Annotated in this window: 15 protein-coding genes; 7 read left to right on the top strand and 8 right to left on the bottom strand. The window is 56.2% G+C overall.

The genetic code is table 11. The features are described from left to right. The first annotated feature begins 165 nt into the window (after positions 1–165). Positions 166–1,017 (top strand): sugar phosphate isomerase/epimerase family protein, encoded by an 852-nt coding sequence (locus tag Pla52o_RS04435; protein WP_146593323.1) that lies wholly within the window; start codon positions 166–168, stop codon positions 1,015–1,017. A gap of 59 nt (positions 1,018–1,076) precedes the next feature. Here the strand turns inward: Pla52o_RS04435 and Pla52o_RS04430 are convergent, their stop codons facing one another. The 5 genes from Pla52o_RS04430 to tpx all read right to left on the bottom strand — a co-directional run bounded on the left by Pla52o_RS04430 (position 1,077) and on the right by tpx (position 4,834). Next, complete coding sequence (locus tag Pla52o_RS04430) at positions 1,077–1,514, bottom strand: hypothetical protein (RefSeq protein ID WP_146593322.1); 438 nt, start codon at positions 1,512–1,514, stop codon at positions 1,077–1,079. 245 nt (positions 1,515–1,759) lie between these two features. Further along, a complete protein-coding gene (locus Pla52o_RS04425; protein ID WP_146593321.1) occupies positions 1,760–2,518 on the bottom strand; it encodes a hypothetical protein in 759 nt (252 codons plus the stop codon). A 133-nt stretch (positions 2,519–2,651) separates the two neighbouring features. After that, positions 2,652–3,167, bottom strand: coding sequence for a hypothetical protein (locus Pla52o_RS04420; protein ID WP_146593320.1), 516 nt, complete (start codon positions 3,165–3,167; stop codon positions 2,652–2,654). A 221-nt stretch (positions 3,168–3,388) separates the two neighbouring features. Further along, a complete protein-coding gene (trhO, locus tag Pla52o_RS04415; RefSeq protein ID WP_146593319.1) occupies positions 3,389–4,300 on the bottom strand; it encodes an oxygen-dependent tRNA uridine(34) hydroxylase TrhO in 912 nt (303 codons plus the stop codon). Between the two features lie 18 nt (positions 4,301–4,318). Continuing rightward, positions 4,319–4,834: a thiol peroxidase gene (gene tpx, locus Pla52o_RS04410; protein ID WP_146593318.1), complete on the bottom strand. Its 516-nt coding sequence runs from the start codon at positions 4,832–4,834 to the stop codon at positions 4,319–4,321. A gap of 404 nt (positions 4,835–5,238) precedes the next feature. Between tpx and Pla52o_RS04405 the strand changes: the two genes are divergently transcribed. Next, positions 5,239–7,251 carry a multiheme c-type cytochrome gene (locus tag Pla52o_RS04405; protein ID WP_197168985.1) on the top strand — a complete coding sequence of 671 codons (2,013 nt, stop codon included), beginning with the start codon at positions 5,239–5,241 and terminating at the stop codon, positions 7,249–7,251. A 64-nt stretch (positions 7,252–7,315) separates the two neighbouring features. Beyond that, positions 7,316–7,750 carry a hypothetical protein gene (locus tag Pla52o_RS04400; RefSeq protein WP_197168984.1) on the top strand — a complete coding sequence of 145 codons (435 nt, stop codon included), beginning with the start codon at positions 7,316–7,318 and terminating at the stop codon, positions 7,748–7,750. Here Pla52o_RS04400 and Pla52o_RS04395 read toward each other — a convergent pair. Continuing rightward, the gene (locus Pla52o_RS04395) at positions 7,651–8,928 is read right to left on the bottom strand and encodes a M48 family metalloprotease (protein ID WP_146593317.1); all 1,278 of its coding nucleotides are present in this window, start codon (positions 8,926–8,928) and stop codon (positions 7,651–7,653) included. The two genes, Pla52o_RS04400 and Pla52o_RS04395, sit on opposite strands and share 100 nt — an antisense overlap. Before the next feature lie 285 nt (positions 8,929–9,213). Beyond that, a complete protein-coding gene (gene tatC / locus Pla52o_RS04390) occupies positions 9,214–10,296 on the bottom strand; it encodes a twin-arginine translocase subunit TatC (RefSeq protein ID WP_390620831.1) in 1,083 nt (360 codons plus the stop codon). Positions 10,297–10,488: 192 nt separating this feature from the next. Between tatC and Pla52o_RS04385 the strand changes: the two genes are divergently transcribed. The 4 genes from Pla52o_RS04385 to Pla52o_RS04370 all read left to right on the top strand — a co-directional run bounded on the left by Pla52o_RS04385 (position 10,489) and on the right by Pla52o_RS04370 (position 14,632). After that, positions 10,489–11,466, top strand: a complete 978-nt coding sequence (locus tag Pla52o_RS04385; RefSeq protein ID WP_231612076.1) for a type I phosphomannose isomerase catalytic subunit — start codon at positions 10,489–10,491, stop codon at positions 11,464–11,466. A gap of 364 nt (positions 11,467–11,830) precedes the next feature. Continuing rightward, on the top strand, positions 11,831–12,097 hold the full coding sequence (locus Pla52o_RS04380; RefSeq protein WP_146593315.1) for a membrane or secreted protein: 267 nt from the start codon (positions 11,831–11,833) through the stop codon (positions 12,095–12,097). A gap of 379 nt (positions 12,098–12,476) precedes the next feature. Continuing rightward, entirely contained in the window at positions 12,477–13,748 is a 1,272-nt protein-coding gene (locus Pla52o_RS04375; protein ID WP_146593314.1) for a pseudouridine synthase, read from the top strand. A 5-nt stretch (positions 13,749–13,753) separates the two neighbouring features. After that, a complete protein-coding gene (locus Pla52o_RS04370) occupies positions 13,754–14,632 on the top strand; it encodes a dihydroorotate dehydrogenase electron transfer subunit (protein ID WP_146593313.1) in 879 nt (292 codons plus the stop codon). Positions 14,633–14,730: 98 nt separating this feature from the next. On the opposite strand, the gene Pla52o_RS04365 is transcribed toward Pla52o_RS04370, so the two are convergent. Then, positions 14,731–15,615, bottom strand: coding sequence for a hypothetical protein (locus Pla52o_RS04365; protein WP_146593312.1), 885 nt, complete (start codon positions 15,613–15,615; stop codon positions 14,731–14,733). Positions 15,616–15,775: the final 160 nt, after the last annotated feature.

Raw genomic sequence — 15,775 nt, 5'->3', positions numbered from 1 at the left:
TTGTTTACTGAAAAGAATTCCATAGCGAATGAAGCGGGCAAACGAATCTTTACAAAATTGGGCCAGCTATCCATACTGCGACCCGCACGCGATGGACGCAGGGCACTCTGTAAACATTCGTCCGGATTCATTCGTTCGAATAAACTCACTGAGAACCAAATCGGAATGGACCACTTCTCGACAAGCAAACCCCCACGGAAGAACACGCTTGCCATCAGCCAGTTGTCGACACTGCGCTGGAGTTTCACCGAAGATGTGCAGGCCTACGCATCGCGAGGCTTCAGCGGGATCGGTGTCTATCGCCCAAAGCTCGAAGACTTCGGACTGGATCGCACGATTGAACTACTAGCCGAAGCAAACCTGTCGGTCACTTCACTTTCTTGGGTCGGCGGCTTCACCGGCAGCGACGGGCGTGCGACCGACGACGCCATTGCCGATGCAATCCATGCGGTTCGCGACGCGGCAAACCTAAAAGCGGAAACCTTGATCGTTTTAGCCGGGGGGCAAAACAACCACATTCGCAACCATGCTCGTCGTACTCTCTGCGACGCACTGCATGAGATCGCTGGCGTCGCCGAAGAGTTTGGGGTTCGCTTATCACTCGAACCTTTCCACCCGGGATGCGGCGATGAGTGGTCGTTTGTAAACGACTTGCAATCGACACTCGACATCATTGAAACGGTCAACAGCCCCAATCTCGGACTCGTTCTCGATACCTATCATGTCGGGATGGATGAAGAGGTCGTTCGCTGGCTACCCGACGTGGTGCCGCACTTGCATCTCGTTCAACTCGGTGATGCAAAACACTCGCCGTTAGGCGAAATGAATCGCTGCTTGCTTGGCGATGGTTGCGTTCCATTGCGAACGATCCTGGAAACGCTTCACGAGTACCACTACGACGGCCCACTCGAAGTGGAACTGATCGGTGAAGATGTGGAAACCCACTCCTACGACGAAATCCTTGACCACGCCCGCAACTTCCTAGATCGCATGCCTGGACGGGTGGAGCAACGCTAAGCGGAGTCACCCCGCCCGCGCAACCCCGGCCCATTGCAGTGCAATCGACGCGACGCGTTCTAACGCCGCGTGGCCCCACGCTTACCTTGAGCCGCCCGAGGCCTCCAGAGCGGGATACGCCGATCTTCGGCAAGGAACCTGCGGTTGGCTCGCTCCGGATCTTCTTGCGACCACGTCTCTCGCATCGATGACGCAGTGACCATTTTCCGGACCCCGCCATCGTGCCAAACACACTCATACAACGTTGGGTTCCAGCGGCGAACCGGCAATTGCTCGGGGCCCTTGATCAAACGCCAGGCGCGAACGTGAAATCGCCTCTCTTGCTTTGACCAATCATAGAAAATGAGCTGCTGAAAAACTTCGCGGCCGTTCTCATCGACAAAGTGATTCAGCTCGATCAGATCCACGCGCTCCGCCAAGCTTGCGGGCCCCCCTGACGCACCACCCACCAACACGTTGGCCAGCACAAACCCGACGATCGATAGAAAAGGGGACATCACGCTTCTCCTCCACTCGAAACCATGACACCGTCGTTAGCGAACTGAGCCAACGCGTGTAAAGACCGATTCTGATGCAGCGCCGCCTAAGCGACAACTTTTTATAGCACAGCGAGCGCCCCCAAACCGACGGGACTCATTCACCCCCAAAATCCGCTCTCTCTATCATCTGAGCGAGAACAGACCGCTGAATCAACTCAGCATTCGCTGCAGCTCCGACACCGAGACACTAAGCCGCCGAGATGCTACGATACGGGCATCGCACCCGAGGTGGGGGCGAGCAACGAACGCACAGGCATTTCGAACGCCCCCTGGTCGACTCCAGGCTCCGCTGTGACGCGAATCCTGACGCGATCTTCCTCGAACGTGATACTCTCGAAACGCTCAAGCCACTGTGCCGCTTCTGGATTTTTGTACAAGTCTTTGGCTAGATTCTGGCCCGCCATCGCGTCGACAATCGGCTTCGGTACTTCACGGCCTTTGACCTCTGCGCTAGCCAGCAAAATCACCACCTCGCCCTCTTCCAGCGAAACATCAAACCGAACCTTCGCATTGAAAAAGCGTCCTTCGCCTCCCGGTATCGAATCGGTCGGCACACTCACGTCACCGATCACTTGCCCCTCAACGATATTGACATGCAACTTGCCACGCAGCGCCTCGTTCCTACTGATCAAGGCATTGATGTCATCGGCGGTTAAGACGAGCTCTTGGTGCTGGGCCTCGGGTGCCTCAAGCGATTGACGGAATGTCTCGATCTCAGCTTCAAGCTTTTCAATTTTCTCAGGCGCATACTCCACGACGGGCAATTCGACGGGCGCACTCGCCGTGAACGTTTCCAATTGCTCGGCGAAGTACCAATACGCCCCAGCACCACCGCAGAGAAGCAATGCGAAGAAAAAGACAACCGCCCCCAGACAGCCCAATAGTGCCCCCCCTTTTTTCTTCGCGGGGACTGGGGGCAACCCATCTGGTTGCGGTGCTGGTTGGCGGAGTGGATTCGACATGAGATTAGGAATGAGCCCGGGGTAACGGAGATCACGGAGACCTTGAAACAGCCTCCTCCAACATGTCGAATCCTACTTAGAAACGGAACGCATCACGCGTTCGGCGATCGTCATAGGTGCACTCAAACGCGACCTAGCCAACGCACCACATTTCCTGGAACCATTGAACGCGAACGGCACGCGTTGCAGCGTATTTCCCAGCCGGATCAAACTTGTTGTTATCGAGAAAACTAACGAATGCATCGTGAGGCACTTCCGCGTGCTGAGCCACGACATCGACCGTTTCGCTTTCGGGTTTCCAGTCGTACAGCAACTTGTTGTCACGCTCAAACCACTGGTCAAGGTACTCGGCATTGTTGCCGCTGGTGACCACAAAGTCGCATTGCTTTCGGCACAAGAAGCACAGCAATCTCGCGGCCAACTCTCTCGTTTCGATGGTATTTTTGTTGCACGCGTTCGACGCGATGTTCCACAGGCTGACAAATCCGTCTGCGTCGATATCCTCAGGCGATGCTTTCACATCCGCTAGCGTTAAACCAGGAACCACGACTTCCGTAGCGACAGGTTGATCGATCTTTGTTGCATCAACCCCGACTTGACCTTCGACCACGGTATCCAAAGATGTGTTTTCTGATTCCGTATCCGCCATCTAAATTCCTCGGTAATCCAAACTAGTTCATGCAATCATTACGTCGTTGTCCATTGTAACACATTGCACATAAAAAACGCATCCGCCATTAAACAGATGAGGGGAGGATGACGCCAGCCAAACCGATCGATAACCCGAGGATCCCAACCGACCGATCGCTAATCGAGCACTAAACGAGCTTCTTGGTCCAATCTGCGACCTTAAATGTCAGCAAAAAATGACTAACTTTTTTGCTTTGCTTGCTCGAGCTGCCGCTGCCGCTCGGCAAAACGACGCTTTTGCTCGTCCGAAATTTTATCCACACACTGCGGACAATGAACCCCCGGTTGGTAATCGGCATGTTGCTGAGCTTCGCGATCGACCGGCCAACCGCAGGCAAAGCACAATACATGCTCACTCACACTCAATCCATGGCCGACCGCGACTCGCTCGTCGAAAACAAAACAGTCGCCATTCCAGCGAGACTCTTCCTGCGGCACCTGTTCGAGGTACTTAAGGATGCCACCACGCAGATGGTAGACCTCTTTGAAGCCGCGTTGCTTCAACAGTGCCGTTGATTTTTCACAGCGGATCCCGCCGGTGCAAAACATCGCCACCTTGGTGTGTTTTTCAGGATCAAGGTGCTCGTCGACGTAATCAGGAAACTGGCGAAACGAATGGGTCTCAGGATTCGTTGCCCCTTCGAAAGTGCCGATCGCCACTTCATAATCATTTCGAGTATCAATCAGCAACACATCGGGATCGCCGATCAATTCATTCCATTGAGTGGGATCCACATAGGTCCCCACCGCATCATTGGGGTCGATGCCATCCACACCGAGCGTGACGATCTCTTTCTTCAAACGCACTCGTGAGCGTTTAAACGGAAGTTCATCGCAAAAGGATTCCTTGACCTCGAGATCGGCTAATCGCGGGTCCGAACGAAGCATCGATAACAACGTATCGATCCCTTCACGCGACCCCGCAATCGTTCCATTAATCCCCTCGGCCGCAAGCAACAACGTCCCACGCACATGGCAAGAAACCATCTCAGCGTGTATCGGCGCCTTCAGCTCGACGTAATCCGGAAGCGAAACGAACCGGTACAAGGCCGCCACTACAACCGAAGGGGATTCATTTGTCATCTCAATCATCCACGCCTGAGGAGCGAACTAAACCAACATACGCAGTGCAGCCATCGCCGCACTGTAATCAGGCTCTTGGGTAACCTCGGCAACCACTTCCTTGTAAGCCACCTTGCCGTCGGCATCCAACACGATGACGGCTCGTGTCAAAAGCTTCAGTTCCTCAATCGTCAAACCGTAGTCGGTTCCGAACGCGTGAGTTTGATAGTCGCTCGCGGTGCGCATCTTGACATTTTCAGCGCCACAAAAGCGAGCCTGTGCGAACGGCAAGTCGCGGCTAACGGTGACCGCGTTGATTTTGTCGCCGAGCGAACCCAGTTCTTCGTTGAATCGCTTGGTTTGCGTTGCGCAAGTTGGGGTGTCCAAACTTGGCACGACGCTGATGATCGAGGGTTTTCCTTTCAGATCGTCAAGAGTCAACGTCTGAATTCCATTTTCGGCATAGTGCAACGAAAACGAAGGTGCCGTCGCTCCCACGACCAAATCGCTTCCTTCCAAAGTCATTGGATTGCCTTTGAAAGTGATCACTCCTGAACGTCCCATCTCGAATTCCATGCGTAAAAGGTTTATAAACTAGCCAAGGCAAAATTATGGGGTGGATTCGGCGAATCGTGAATAGGGTGCATTTACGGTCGTGATGGGATGCAGGGCCTCCCGCGGGGGCCTCCCCCGATCATTTCCCATCCACAGGCAGACGATTCAGCGGCGGGCGATTTAGCCAAGACAGCTTGATCGGCATGCCAGCGAAGCTCAAACCATTTTGCAGTTCCTTGTCCTCTTTGCATCATCGGCGGTCGCCCGGCACGTCATTGTCGCCCGGCACGTCTTTGACTTTTCTAACATCAAGTGATGGCCACCCGATGTTCCGCTACCGCAATCTCCGCGCTGCTCACCGTATTGCTACGTCCTCAGGAATCCGCTTTTACGCGATTTTGATTGCAGGAAGTATGACCATAGCGAGTCCTGAACTCTTGTATGGGCAAACCACTAAATACGCTCATAGCGATTCAAATGCTCGCTACATCCACCACATCGATCTGTATGACATCCACAATCGCAAAATCACTCCGGAATCCGACCAACCTTACTCGTCGCTGAACACATGCGGTCGCTGCCATGACTACGAGACCATTTCCCACGGTTGGCATTTCAATGCCTTCATGAACGACACGGTCGACGGACGCGTAGGGGAGCCTTGGATTTGGACCGACCCTCGAACCGGAACGCAGCTCCCGCTCTCGTATCGCGATTGGAAACAAACGTTCAACCCACAGGATCTCGGAATCAGCCACTGGGACATGACGCACCAATTTGGTAGCCGCGTCCCAGGCGGAGGCTTCGCGGTCGCCCCACAGGTGGATGGAGACGCCGCCGAAACCAGCCGCGAGGAAGCTCGCCACGCCGCCACCTCCAATCGCTGGCCCTTGAGCGGTTCGCTGCAAATCGATTGCATGGTCTGTCATGCCAGCAGCGGTGTGTACGACTTCAATTCACGGCGCGAACAAATTGAGGACGAAAACTTTGCCTGGGCCGCCACCGCCGGAATCCGACTTGGCACCGTGAAAGGCAGCGTTTCTAGAATCAAGGATGACGCGGACCCCGCGGACGAGTCCACGCAACAGAAGCTTCCCAAAGTCACCTACGATCCTCGCCGCTTTGAACTCGACGGCACCGTGTTCATGGACTTGGTCCGGCAACCGAGCAACAACGCGTGCTTCCAATGCCACAGCCAACAAACCGTGACCGATCAAGGGATCGAATTACGTTGGATGCATGACGAAGACGTCCATCTTCGCGCCGGGATGCAGTGCGTTGATTGTCACCGCAACGGCATTGAACATCACACCACTCGCGGTTTTGCAGGCGAGAGCAACCCGTCGTCGGTCAGCGCCACGACAATCGAAACACTCTCTTGCAGCGGATGTCACATGGGATCCGAGCAAACCGGTTCGTCCACCATCGCCTCGCGCCCCGGACGTCTGGGCGCCCCCTTTCCTCACCATGCAGGGCTGCCGCCTCTGCATTTCGAGAAACTCGCGTGTACCGCATGCCACGGAGGCCCTTTACCACGCGAACAGGCGATGCAAATCATGACCAGCCTGTCCCATTCACTGGGGTCAAAAGATCATCGTACCGGTTTGGAACTACCGTCCATTGCGGGGCCCATCTACAGCAAAGGGGATGATGGAAAAATTTATCCGCAACGCGCCCTCTGGCCCGCGTTTTGGGGCACGTTCAGCGAAGGCAAAATCCAACCACTCGACCCTGCAACGACGTATGACCTGACGCGTAAATCGCTGCGCGTACGCCGCGACTTTGTCAAAGAAATCATCAAGCCGAAACTGAGCTCGAGCGAGCGTAAGAAAATTCTCGGTGACGAGCGGGCCAAAGCACCCGAAACGGAACTGACACCGGCAGAGCACGAAACATTGGCAGCGGCACAGAATGCCGCCGGCCGCGAATTATTTCATGAGAAAGTCTCGGCGTCACTCGCCGCGATCGAAAAAGAATTGAACGTCGAAACCGCGGTCTACGTCTCCAGCGGATTTGTTTATCGCCGTACGGATGAGGGCAATTCGCTATCTCAAGTGCCACGCGATGAAATCAAAAACACCGATGCGATTGAAATGATGACGTGGCCGATCGCTCATAACGTGCGTCCCGCGGGTTGGTCGCTTGGCGCCGGTGGATGCACCGAATGCCACAGCGAGCAAAGTGCGATCTTTGCATCGACCGTCCAATCGATAGGCCCTGGCCCCGACCAAGGCGAACGAATCACGATGGCTTCGCTGCAAGGACTTGATCCCAATCAAACGTTGATGTGGAACCAATTGTTCGCGGGACGCGCCTCGTTCAAGTACATCATGGCGACATCCATTGCGTTGCTGTGCCTGATCCTTCTCGTCGGCGTGGGAGCCTTGGCTTCACGCTTCACCCGCCGCAATCATCACACGGTCTGAAAAAAACACCGCACACCGCCTCTTTCAAAACAAGCATTGCCTAAGAAGCCTTGCCTTGGACGCTATGATCAAACTCGCGATTCGAATCTGCCTGCTCGTGACGGTGGTCTGCACCGCCGTGCTCGCCGTCACCGCATTGCCGTCGCTCACCGGCGGTCACTTATCGGGCAAGGCACTGATCGTGCACATGATGGCTAGCGGCGGGGTCGTGACCGCACTACCGATCCTAGGGATCTTGATGATCGGTCAAGCGATCGGCACGCAGCAATCCAATACGCTGCTGCAGCTCGGATTCTGGTTGACGCTGGTGACCGGACTGCTTTCGATTGCCAGCGTGTTCATGTGCATGTTACCGATGGCGTCCACCCTAACGATGCACACCTTGGTGGAAATCCACGGCTATACCGGATTTGCCATGGTCCCAGCGGTCACGTTATTAACGTTGGGAATGATCCGTTGTCGGCGGATGCATTCAATTCGGTCGACGACTCCGGGATGAAGCCATGTGGGTTTGCGTGCGGCAGGATGATCTTCGGTGACTCGAATGAGCGCCCGGCTCAACGCCTCGGCAGCCGCGGCATAGCTCTCGGGCACCTCACTCACCGACGGTGCAATTTTCTCGGCCAAGCGACAGGCTTGGACATCGGCGTCAAACTCCGTCCGATAGGCAATCAAACGCAAAACCCCCAGCGTCAAGATGATTGCCACGACGCTTCCGGCCACCATCGCCCAACTCGCATCGCCAGCCAATCGCGTGACGCCCGCCCCCACCCCCCAAGCGGGCAGAATCGACAACATTCGCAACGGCACATGACGGCGACGCAAATGAGCCGCTTCGTGAAGCACCACCATCGCCAACTGTCCGCGAGGAAGTTCGTCGAGCAATCGATCCGACAACAACAACGTTCGCAGCGGAGGAACAAAACCGGTAATCAAGGCATTAAAGGAACGCCCTTCCGTATCCCAGCGAACCGCCTTGGTGCGCTGCAAACCCGAGGCGGACAACAAACTCGCCACCCATGCCTCCGCTTCGCCATCCAGTGGACCTGTTTTGAATAATCGAGAGGCCAACCAAGGGAGTCCCACACATAGAAACAAAACGAGCGCCCCCGCCATCACCCATCCCGCTTGTTGCTGGCTAATCGGCAACCGCGTGATGGCGTCGGCACTGGCTAACAACATCAAAATCGGAACCACCAACCAAGCCACCCCACCACGAAATGAACTGACGATACTGCGAAGGTGGGTGACAATGCCACGGTCAGCGTATTCAAGCAACACGCCATAGCGATGCTCGGCAGACCAACTTGCCGCTGAAATCGCTAGCCCGGGAAACAACAGCACCAACGACTGCAAAAACATCGAGTTTTGAATGACGGGCATGGCATCAAGATTTCTCGCCAAGCCAAAGCCTGCTAAACACATCACGACGACCCCGAGACCGAGCCAGCGAAACACATCCAATTGCGTTTCCAGCCACTGAGCCCCTTGGATCGGTTCGATATTTCCCGCAATCACTTGTTGCGAAGTGGTCCTGGCTGCGATATGGCAAAGTATCCACCAAGCCACAATCATCCCCAACGTAGCCACAACCGCTCGCGTCAGATCGACTTCGCCCGCCGGCAGCGAACCACAACTCAGCGAAAGGACGACCAACAGAAACGATTGCAAATGCATAATTGAGCCGGTAGAGAGAGTGCTTGCTCCGTCGAGATTTGAGAATCCCGAGTGTAGCACCCCGCCAGTAAAAACCAGAAAAACAAGCTTCCATTCCGGCCAAACGGCGAGATCCCCACGCCGATCAACCCGATTCTAGCGTTTACAACGACTCGGCCTCCACGCGATCCGCCGATGGCGGCATCTGCTTGAGCTACGGGCAAGCCAAGCTCCGCTCGCGGAGGGTTGCCGCCGGGTGACGACGGCGACGCGACACCATCCCGGTACGCCGATCATCCCGATCGGCTACGCAGGATCGTAGGCGGCGCTGCCCAGGCCTCGCCCTCGTGGAATGAACTTGCACATCAAAATGCCGAGGAAATACAGCAACATCAACGGAATCGCCAATGCCACCATGCTGGTCACGTCCGCAGGCGTTAACAACATCGACATCACGAAGATCACCAACACGGCAACCTTCCAACTTTGGATGTACGCCTCGGTTTCGAAAAGCCCAATGCGTTGTAGGAATAACATCACCAAAGGCAATTGAAACGCGATCCCGAACCCGAGTGGCAACATCAAGACGAAGTTAACGTAGTAGGTCAACCGAGGCTCCACCGCCACATCCATGCTGCCATTGAACGCCAACAAGAACGTTAGGACGTAGTGCAACACGAGAAAGAAAGCGAGCACGACCCCCGAACTAAAGAGCACCACGCTAATCGGCATGTAGAGATAAACGTGGCGACGCTCATGTGCATGCAAGCCAGAGGCGACAAAGGTCCAAAGGTGATACAGAATCATCGGGGAAGCCAAAACCGCTCCGACAATCAAGCCTGCCTTGACCCAAATCATGAAGGGTTCTTCGATCTTGAGCGAACTGACGCTGGTCTTGCTTTGCCGCAACTGGATCTTGGGCTGCAGCGCCGACGGTTCAGGCAATTTTTGCAGCAACTCTTTCATCACCAGCGGCTTGACCGTCAACGCCGGAGCATCGACGTCACCTCCGTCAGTCCCCTCTTGCGCATTGGGCTGGATCGATTCGGGAGCCAATGTTTGCAGTTCGGCGGGAATTTCGTAAATCGTTTCCCAGACCAGCGCATTCTGCATCAAGAATTCACGCAGCGGCTGAATTTCAGGATCGGATAAATCCTTGTACCCCAAACTGTTCAAATCGCGGTCCGCATTAAACTGCTGAATCGCACCTTGAAGCGGTGCCTGGATAAACCGTATCACGTCGTTGGCAAAGAAAAGACCAACGCATAAGCCGACACCGAGCCAAATAATTGCCTTGACCAGACTGCCACGCAACTCTTCGAGGTGTTCCCCGAAGGTCATCGTTGAATTCTCGAAAAGGTCGTCTTTAGGGAGTGCCGGTCGATCCACGATAGATTTTTTAATTAAGAGTCGAGGTTAAAGAGGTTAAATGCGAGTCGAGTTGACTAAATTTGGGGGGCCGCGCCGAATGCCAGCGACGCTACGATGACCATAGCACCAGTCTAACAACGCATCTTTCTTTTCGATGTCACCATCGTCGATTCAAGTCTCTAAAAACCTGAAAGCTTCGATTTCGTGTCCATGATTGAGCCATATCCGCTTCGATTCAAGCCCGTTTTGAAACAAACTCTGTGGGGGGGCCGATTGCTCGGCGATCATCTCGGGAAACCGATCGGCGAGGGTGCCAATTACGCGGAAAGTTGGGAAGTTGTCGATCACGGAGCCGACCAGAGCATCGTTGTCTCGGGCCCCTTAGCGGGGAAAAGCCTTCGCGAGCTACTAGTAGAGCACCAACCATGGTTGATGGGCGAGTCCGAAGATGACGAATTCCCTTTGCTACTAAAGTACCTCGATTGTAATCGGGTGTTGTCGGTTCAAGTCCACCCGTCCGATAATTACGCTGCAAAAATGCCGATTCCCGATCGGGGTAAAACGGAAGCGTGGTATATCGTCGCCGCCCAACCCGATAGCGTCGTCTACGCGGGCTTGAAAACGGGGGTCCGTGAAGCCGACCTACGCGCGGCAATCCAAGAGGGTAGGGCCGAGGAGGTGCTACATCAATTTCACCCTGAACCCGGAAACTGCGTCTTCATTCCCGCAGGAACGGTCCACGCCTTGGGCAAGGGATTGCTGGTCGCCGAGATCCAACAATCCAGCGACACCACGTTCCGGTTGTTCGATTGGAATCGAGTCGACGAGCAGGGAAATTCTCGCGAATTGCATCTTCAACGAGGCCTTGAAGTCACCGATTTTGACCGCGGCCCGGTCCAACCCATCCAAGTCCGACAGGACGTGCATGCGTGGCAAACGCTGGTGATGTGTGACAAATTTGTGCTCCGCGCCTTCCAAAGTGGCCCCGCTCCGGTAACGGGCGAAACGTTCGGCGACGACGATCGATTCCACCTGATCACCGTGCCGTCGGGCACCGCGACGTTGACCACCACGACCGAAAAACTGCGGCTTGCGACTGGCGATTCTCTACTACTGCCAGCGGCACTCGGCCCCGTTCGGCTCGATTTGGGCGAGCACAGCACCGCCTTGGAAATGACCGCCGTGTGAACCGGATCGCGCGTTCCCCCGCGATGTATTCTCGCCCCCCCCCACGATGTCTTCTCGCGTCGCAAGCGGCACAACCTAAGAGGGGGCCACCAACCCATCCGCAACAACCCTCGCAACTGAAACCATCTCTCGTCAATCTTGCTATCAAATGGCATCGACACTGCATCGGGTGAAGGCTTCATTTCGATAGTCTTTATCGAAGGGCAGGACGTGTTCCCTTCCGCTGCCACCCTCCTAATTCCTCTTGGCAGACGACACCCAGACTTCGTACTCTCCCACCGATGGGTCGTGACTTGCTAAAAGCAGAAAACTGCTTGCGGACGAGCACATTGCCCGGCCGTGGCAATCCAATGGAATCGGACGCATGCGAATCCCCCCAATCAAAATTTCGGCACTTCTCTGCACTGCCGTACTCGCGATCTCAATAACCGGATGTCGTGGCGGAGGCTGGTTCGCTGCACCGGGAACGATGAACCAGCAACAAGCCAACGCGATCGTCCACGACCCCTACCCCCAGAATGACATCGCCCCCTACGAGGCCGCTTCGCGTCCACCGAGCTATCAGCAACCCTTGCCGGAACCGGTCCGCAATCGTCTGATTCCGGATGCGATGCCTTGGTTGGGCCGCTAGTCGATCTTGTACCCGTCATTGGGTCCTGAAGTCGCCTGCTTTTCACAACCCGACGCGTGAGCGAGGGAAAATCGATCTCGACTCGTCCCGTCGCGGGCGGATCGGGCTATGGTTTGCTGAAATCACAACAGCTGGAATCACGGGAATCGTGTAACTGCAAACGGAGTCGGCCAGTCTAGCGGGGGGCGAGCACAGCACCGCATGCTCCTGATACCGTCGCCCTGTCGCTGCACCGTAACGGGGGCACTTCGCTTTGCCTACTTCGGCTTCCCTACTTCCCCCAGCCCTCTTTGGCCAGATAAAATACCCCTGCGTCACAAACCGGCTTTGTTCTGGTACCTTTTGTCGATAAGTCCATGTCGACGGCCCGAGAACACGAATGCCACGCCCAAGCTCAAAAAAATTCAAACCCAAACGCCGCACCCCGGTTGAAGATGCTTCACCGGAAAGCAGCATTGAAATTCGTCTGCAAAAATTGCTGGCTGCCGCCGGCTTTGGGAGCCGGCGACAATGCGAAGAGTTGATCATCGAGGGACGGGTCGAAGTCAACGGCAAGATCGTCGATCAATTAGGTGCCAGCTTTGATCCCAAGGAGGCGAAGGTCTTCGTCGATGGCGTGGCGTTGCGAGCTCAGAAGCTTGTCTATTACGCGGTCAACAAACCTGTCGGCGTGGTCACGACCAACTCGGATCCACAGGGGCGTCCCCGTGTCATCGACATGGTGCCGCCCACCGAGCGAGTGTTCCCCGTGGGTCGCTTGGATCGCAGCAGTGAAGGTTTGATTCTGCTGACCAACGATGGCGAACTCGCCCAAAAGCTCGCTCATCCAAAGTACCAAATCCAAAAGGTTTATCGCGTCACGGTCGCCGGCAAGGTCGACGTCAAGGCGATGAAACAGATGGAAAAGGGGATTTATATCGCCGAAGGCTTTGTACGGGTCGAGGGGGCGAAGGTACTGAAGAGTCGCGGCAAGGCGACCGAATTGGAAGTCACGCTTCGCGAAGGCAAGAACCGCGAAATCCGTCGCATCTTTGCGCGTCTTGGACACAAGGTGCAACAACTTCGCCGGATCGCCGTGGGACCGCTTCGTTTGGGTGAAATCCCGATCGGTGCCTATCGCGTTTTAGGTCGCGACGAAGTCAAAAAGTTGCGAAACGCCGCAGAGGAATCGATCAGGCACGCCGCCAAGGAAGCCCAAGAAGGTGGACGGCCGCGGGGCAGGACCTCGGCGAGCCAAGACAAGACCGATAAAAACAAGACGGCAGCACGAGCCGGCGCGACTGCGAAACCCGTGGGCTCTCGCCGAGCCACCGGAACGCGGCAAACACAGCGTGCGGACTCCACCAAGTCGGGGCAACGCAAGTCAGGCCCCGCCAAGCCAGCCAAACGCACCGGAGCACCTCCAGCGGGTCCAATCAAGACTCGCGGCATTCGCATCGATCGATCGCCGAGCTACGAGCCACCGCCAACCACCGGCGTGATCATCGGCGGTGAACCCGCGGAGCCCAAGCCCGAAAAACGCAAGAAGTCCACTGCGACGAGTGGCCGCGGAGGGGCCAAGCGGGCAACCAAAAAATCGTTCGGCTCCCAAGGGAAAGCGGCGGGAAAACAGTCCAGTAATCGAAACGCGAAAAAGAAACGAAGACGTTAATCCCCATGTCGAAGCTGCACGCAAAGTATTACGCCGACAAGATGACCCAAGTCCAATCGGCGATTGAGCAAAACGAGTTGGTGGGCGAGAAGACGTACCGCTTGCGGGTCGCCGCGCCCGCGATTGCGGCTTCCGTCGTGCCAGGCCAATTCGTGATGATTCGCTTGGCGGGAACTGACGCACCTTTGATTGGCCGCGCCTTAGCGGTCTACAATGTCACGAACGATTCCACGGGAACTCCCACCTGGATCGACCTGGTTTATCTTCGCAAGGGTGTCATGACGGAGACGCTCGCAAACGCTGCCTTGGGAACGGCGGTCACGCTCTGGGGACCGCTTGGCAACGGTTTCTCCAATACACCCTGTGACCGCTTGATCATGGCGGTGGGAGGGATCGGGCAAACGCCGATGCTAACGCTTGGACGCGAGGCAAATGGGTCACAATCATTCGGCAGTCCGGCGCGTGAAAACGGCTGGAGCCAAAATGTGGAATTGATCTACGGAGCTCGAAAAAAATCATTCTTGGCCGGCGTGGACGACTTCCGCGCGGCCGATTTCGACGTCACTCTCTGTACGGACGACGGTTCCGCAGGCGTGCGCCAACTGGTTCCCGATGTGTTGGCGGCCCGATTGGCGGAATTGTCCAAGGATGAGCGCATTCGCGTCGTCACCTGCGGCCCCGAAATCATGATGGAAAAGGTCGCAAAGGTTTGCGCCGAGGCCGAAGTCGACTGCGACGTTTCGATGGAAACGCCGATGGCCTGTGGCATCGGCGTCTGTTTTTCTTGTGTGGCAAAGGTTCGCCAAGAAGGTCCCGAGCCTTGGGATTACAAACGCACCTGTGTCGAAGGCCCCATCTTCAATGCCAACGACATTTGTTGGTAGACCGCGAAAGTCGAGTTCACGCCGCCAGCGAGCGAGCACAGCGGCGTTGGCGATAACGCCCCCCGGAAGCTCGCGCTAGCCCGGATGATCCATCCGCGTTATCGGTAGAATGACCCCGAGGTGCTCGTGGGTGCATAGTTGGTGCCGGGATAAGCCGAGGAACCGCTGGTGCTTCCCGGCATGTAGCCACCGCTTTTCGTTGACTCCGTAGTCGCTGCGGCGCCGCCCGATGGCGTGAAGCTCGCCGGAGTCTCCGAAGTGCTGCTAATCGCTTTGGCCGTCTTCGTTTCCGCAACCGAGGAATCACTTGCGGCTGGTGAGGCGTTTGACGTCGCCAGTGATGGAGGCGTCCACCCGCCCACCGCCTCGGTTGCCGATGCAGTGGTCTTGGGAACGGTCGCGGCGATATCACTCGGAAGCATAAAGCCGCCTGAGCCTAGCCCCGCATCGGAAGCTGCGTTTGTGCCGCTGGTCGAGTCGCTTGTTTTCGATGCCGCCAAAGCGGGAGGCGTAAACGATGAGGGGGCCGTGTAGCTTGAAGGCGCCGTCGTAGAAGGTGATGTGAACTGTGAACCGGTTGGCGTCGTCGCCGCGACCGACTCGCTCGTCTTCGGCGTGAAGGTTTTCTTGCCGAATTGATAGCCCGAGGTCATCGCATTCGGATTGCCGCTGTTCGCGTAGGATGCGGTTTGTGGCGTCCCCTGGAAACCGTTGGCCTGAGCGGCTGACATGTTTGCCGATGCGGGGGTTGCAAATCCGGAGGAGCGATCCTCGCCGGCAAAGGCCGGGGTTTTGGGAGTGTTACCGGCAATCTGAGTGGCCGTATTTCCGCTCATAGGATCGTTGCGAGATCCCGCCGTGCCTCCTGCGACCGAGGCGATGGCCTCGGGGGTCACCGAGGCGCTCGGTGGGGCAGGATAGGTTTTCGTTGGCCCCGCTCCTGCAAGCGCTTCGGCCGAAGGTTCTTTATGTCGAGCAAACATACTCAAGGGTCGCATACTAGAACGGCATCCGAGCGATAAGCACGAAGCGGTCACACATGCGGCAACGAGTGCACGACGGTTATTTGCAAGTTTTGAAAGCATCCCTGCCTACCTTGACCCCTGGTTTCCGAACAAGCGATATCCTTTCGCTCATTCGGAC

The sequence above is a fragment of the Novipirellula galeiformis genome (genome assembly GCF_007860095.1).
Classification (GTDB): domain Bacteria; phylum Planctomycetota; class Planctomycetia; order Pirellulales; family Pirellulaceae; genus Novipirellula; species Novipirellula galeiformis.
Note: the sequence above shows the minus strand (reverse complement) of the source record. Positions and strands in the feature narration are given on the sequence as shown.

Coding starts and splice junctions, on each gene's coding strand:
- Pla52o_RS04365 (WP_146593312.1), bottom strand. CDS start 15,615: ATGTTTGCTCGACATAAAGAACCTTCGGCCGAAGCGCTTGCAGGAGCG.
- Pla52o_RS04380 (WP_146593315.1), top strand. CDS start 11,831: ATGCGAATCCCCCCAATCAAAATTTCGGCACTTCTCTGCACTGCCGTA.
- Pla52o_RS04385 (WP_231612076.1), top strand. CDS start 10,489: ATGATTGAGCCATATCCGCTTCGATTCAAGCCCGTTTTGAAACAAACT.
- tpx (WP_146593318.1), bottom strand. CDS start 4,834: ATGGGACGTTCAGGAGTGATCACTTTCAAAGGCAATCCAATGACTTTG.
- Pla52o_RS04400 (WP_197168984.1), top strand. CDS start 7,316: ATGATCAAACTCGCGATTCGAATCTGCCTGCTCGTGACGGTGGTCTGC.
- Pla52o_RS04425 (WP_146593321.1), bottom strand. CDS start 2,518: ATGTCGAATCCACTCCGCCAACCAGCACCGCAACCAGATGGGTTGCCC.
- Pla52o_RS04375 (WP_146593314.1), top strand. CDS start 12,477: ATGCCACGCCCAAGCTCAAAAAAATTCAAACCCAAACGCCGCACCCCG.
- Pla52o_RS04420 (WP_146593320.1), bottom strand. CDS start 3,167: ATGGCGGATACGGAATCAGAAAACACATCTTTGGATACCGTGGTCGAA.
- Pla52o_RS04430 (WP_146593322.1), bottom strand. CDS start 1,514: ATGTCCCCTTTTCTATCGATCGTCGGGTTTGTGCTGGCCAACGTGTTG.
- Pla52o_RS04405 (WP_197168985.1), top strand. CDS start 5,239: ATGACCATAGCGAGTCCTGAACTCTTGTATGGGCAAACCACTAAATAC.
- trhO (WP_146593319.1), bottom strand. CDS start 4,300: ATGATTGAGATGACAAATGAATCCCCTTCGGTTGTAGTGGCGGCCTTG.
- Pla52o_RS04435 (WP_146593323.1), top strand. CDS start 166: ATGGACCACTTCTCGACAAGCAAACCCCCACGGAAGAACACGCTTGCC.
- Pla52o_RS04370 (WP_146593313.1), top strand. CDS start 13,754: ATGTCGAAGCTGCACGCAAAGTATTACGCCGACAAGATGACCCAAGTC.
- Pla52o_RS04395 (WP_146593317.1), bottom strand. CDS start 8,928: ATGCATTTGCAATCGTTTCTGTTGGTCGTCCTTTCGCTGAGTTGTGGT.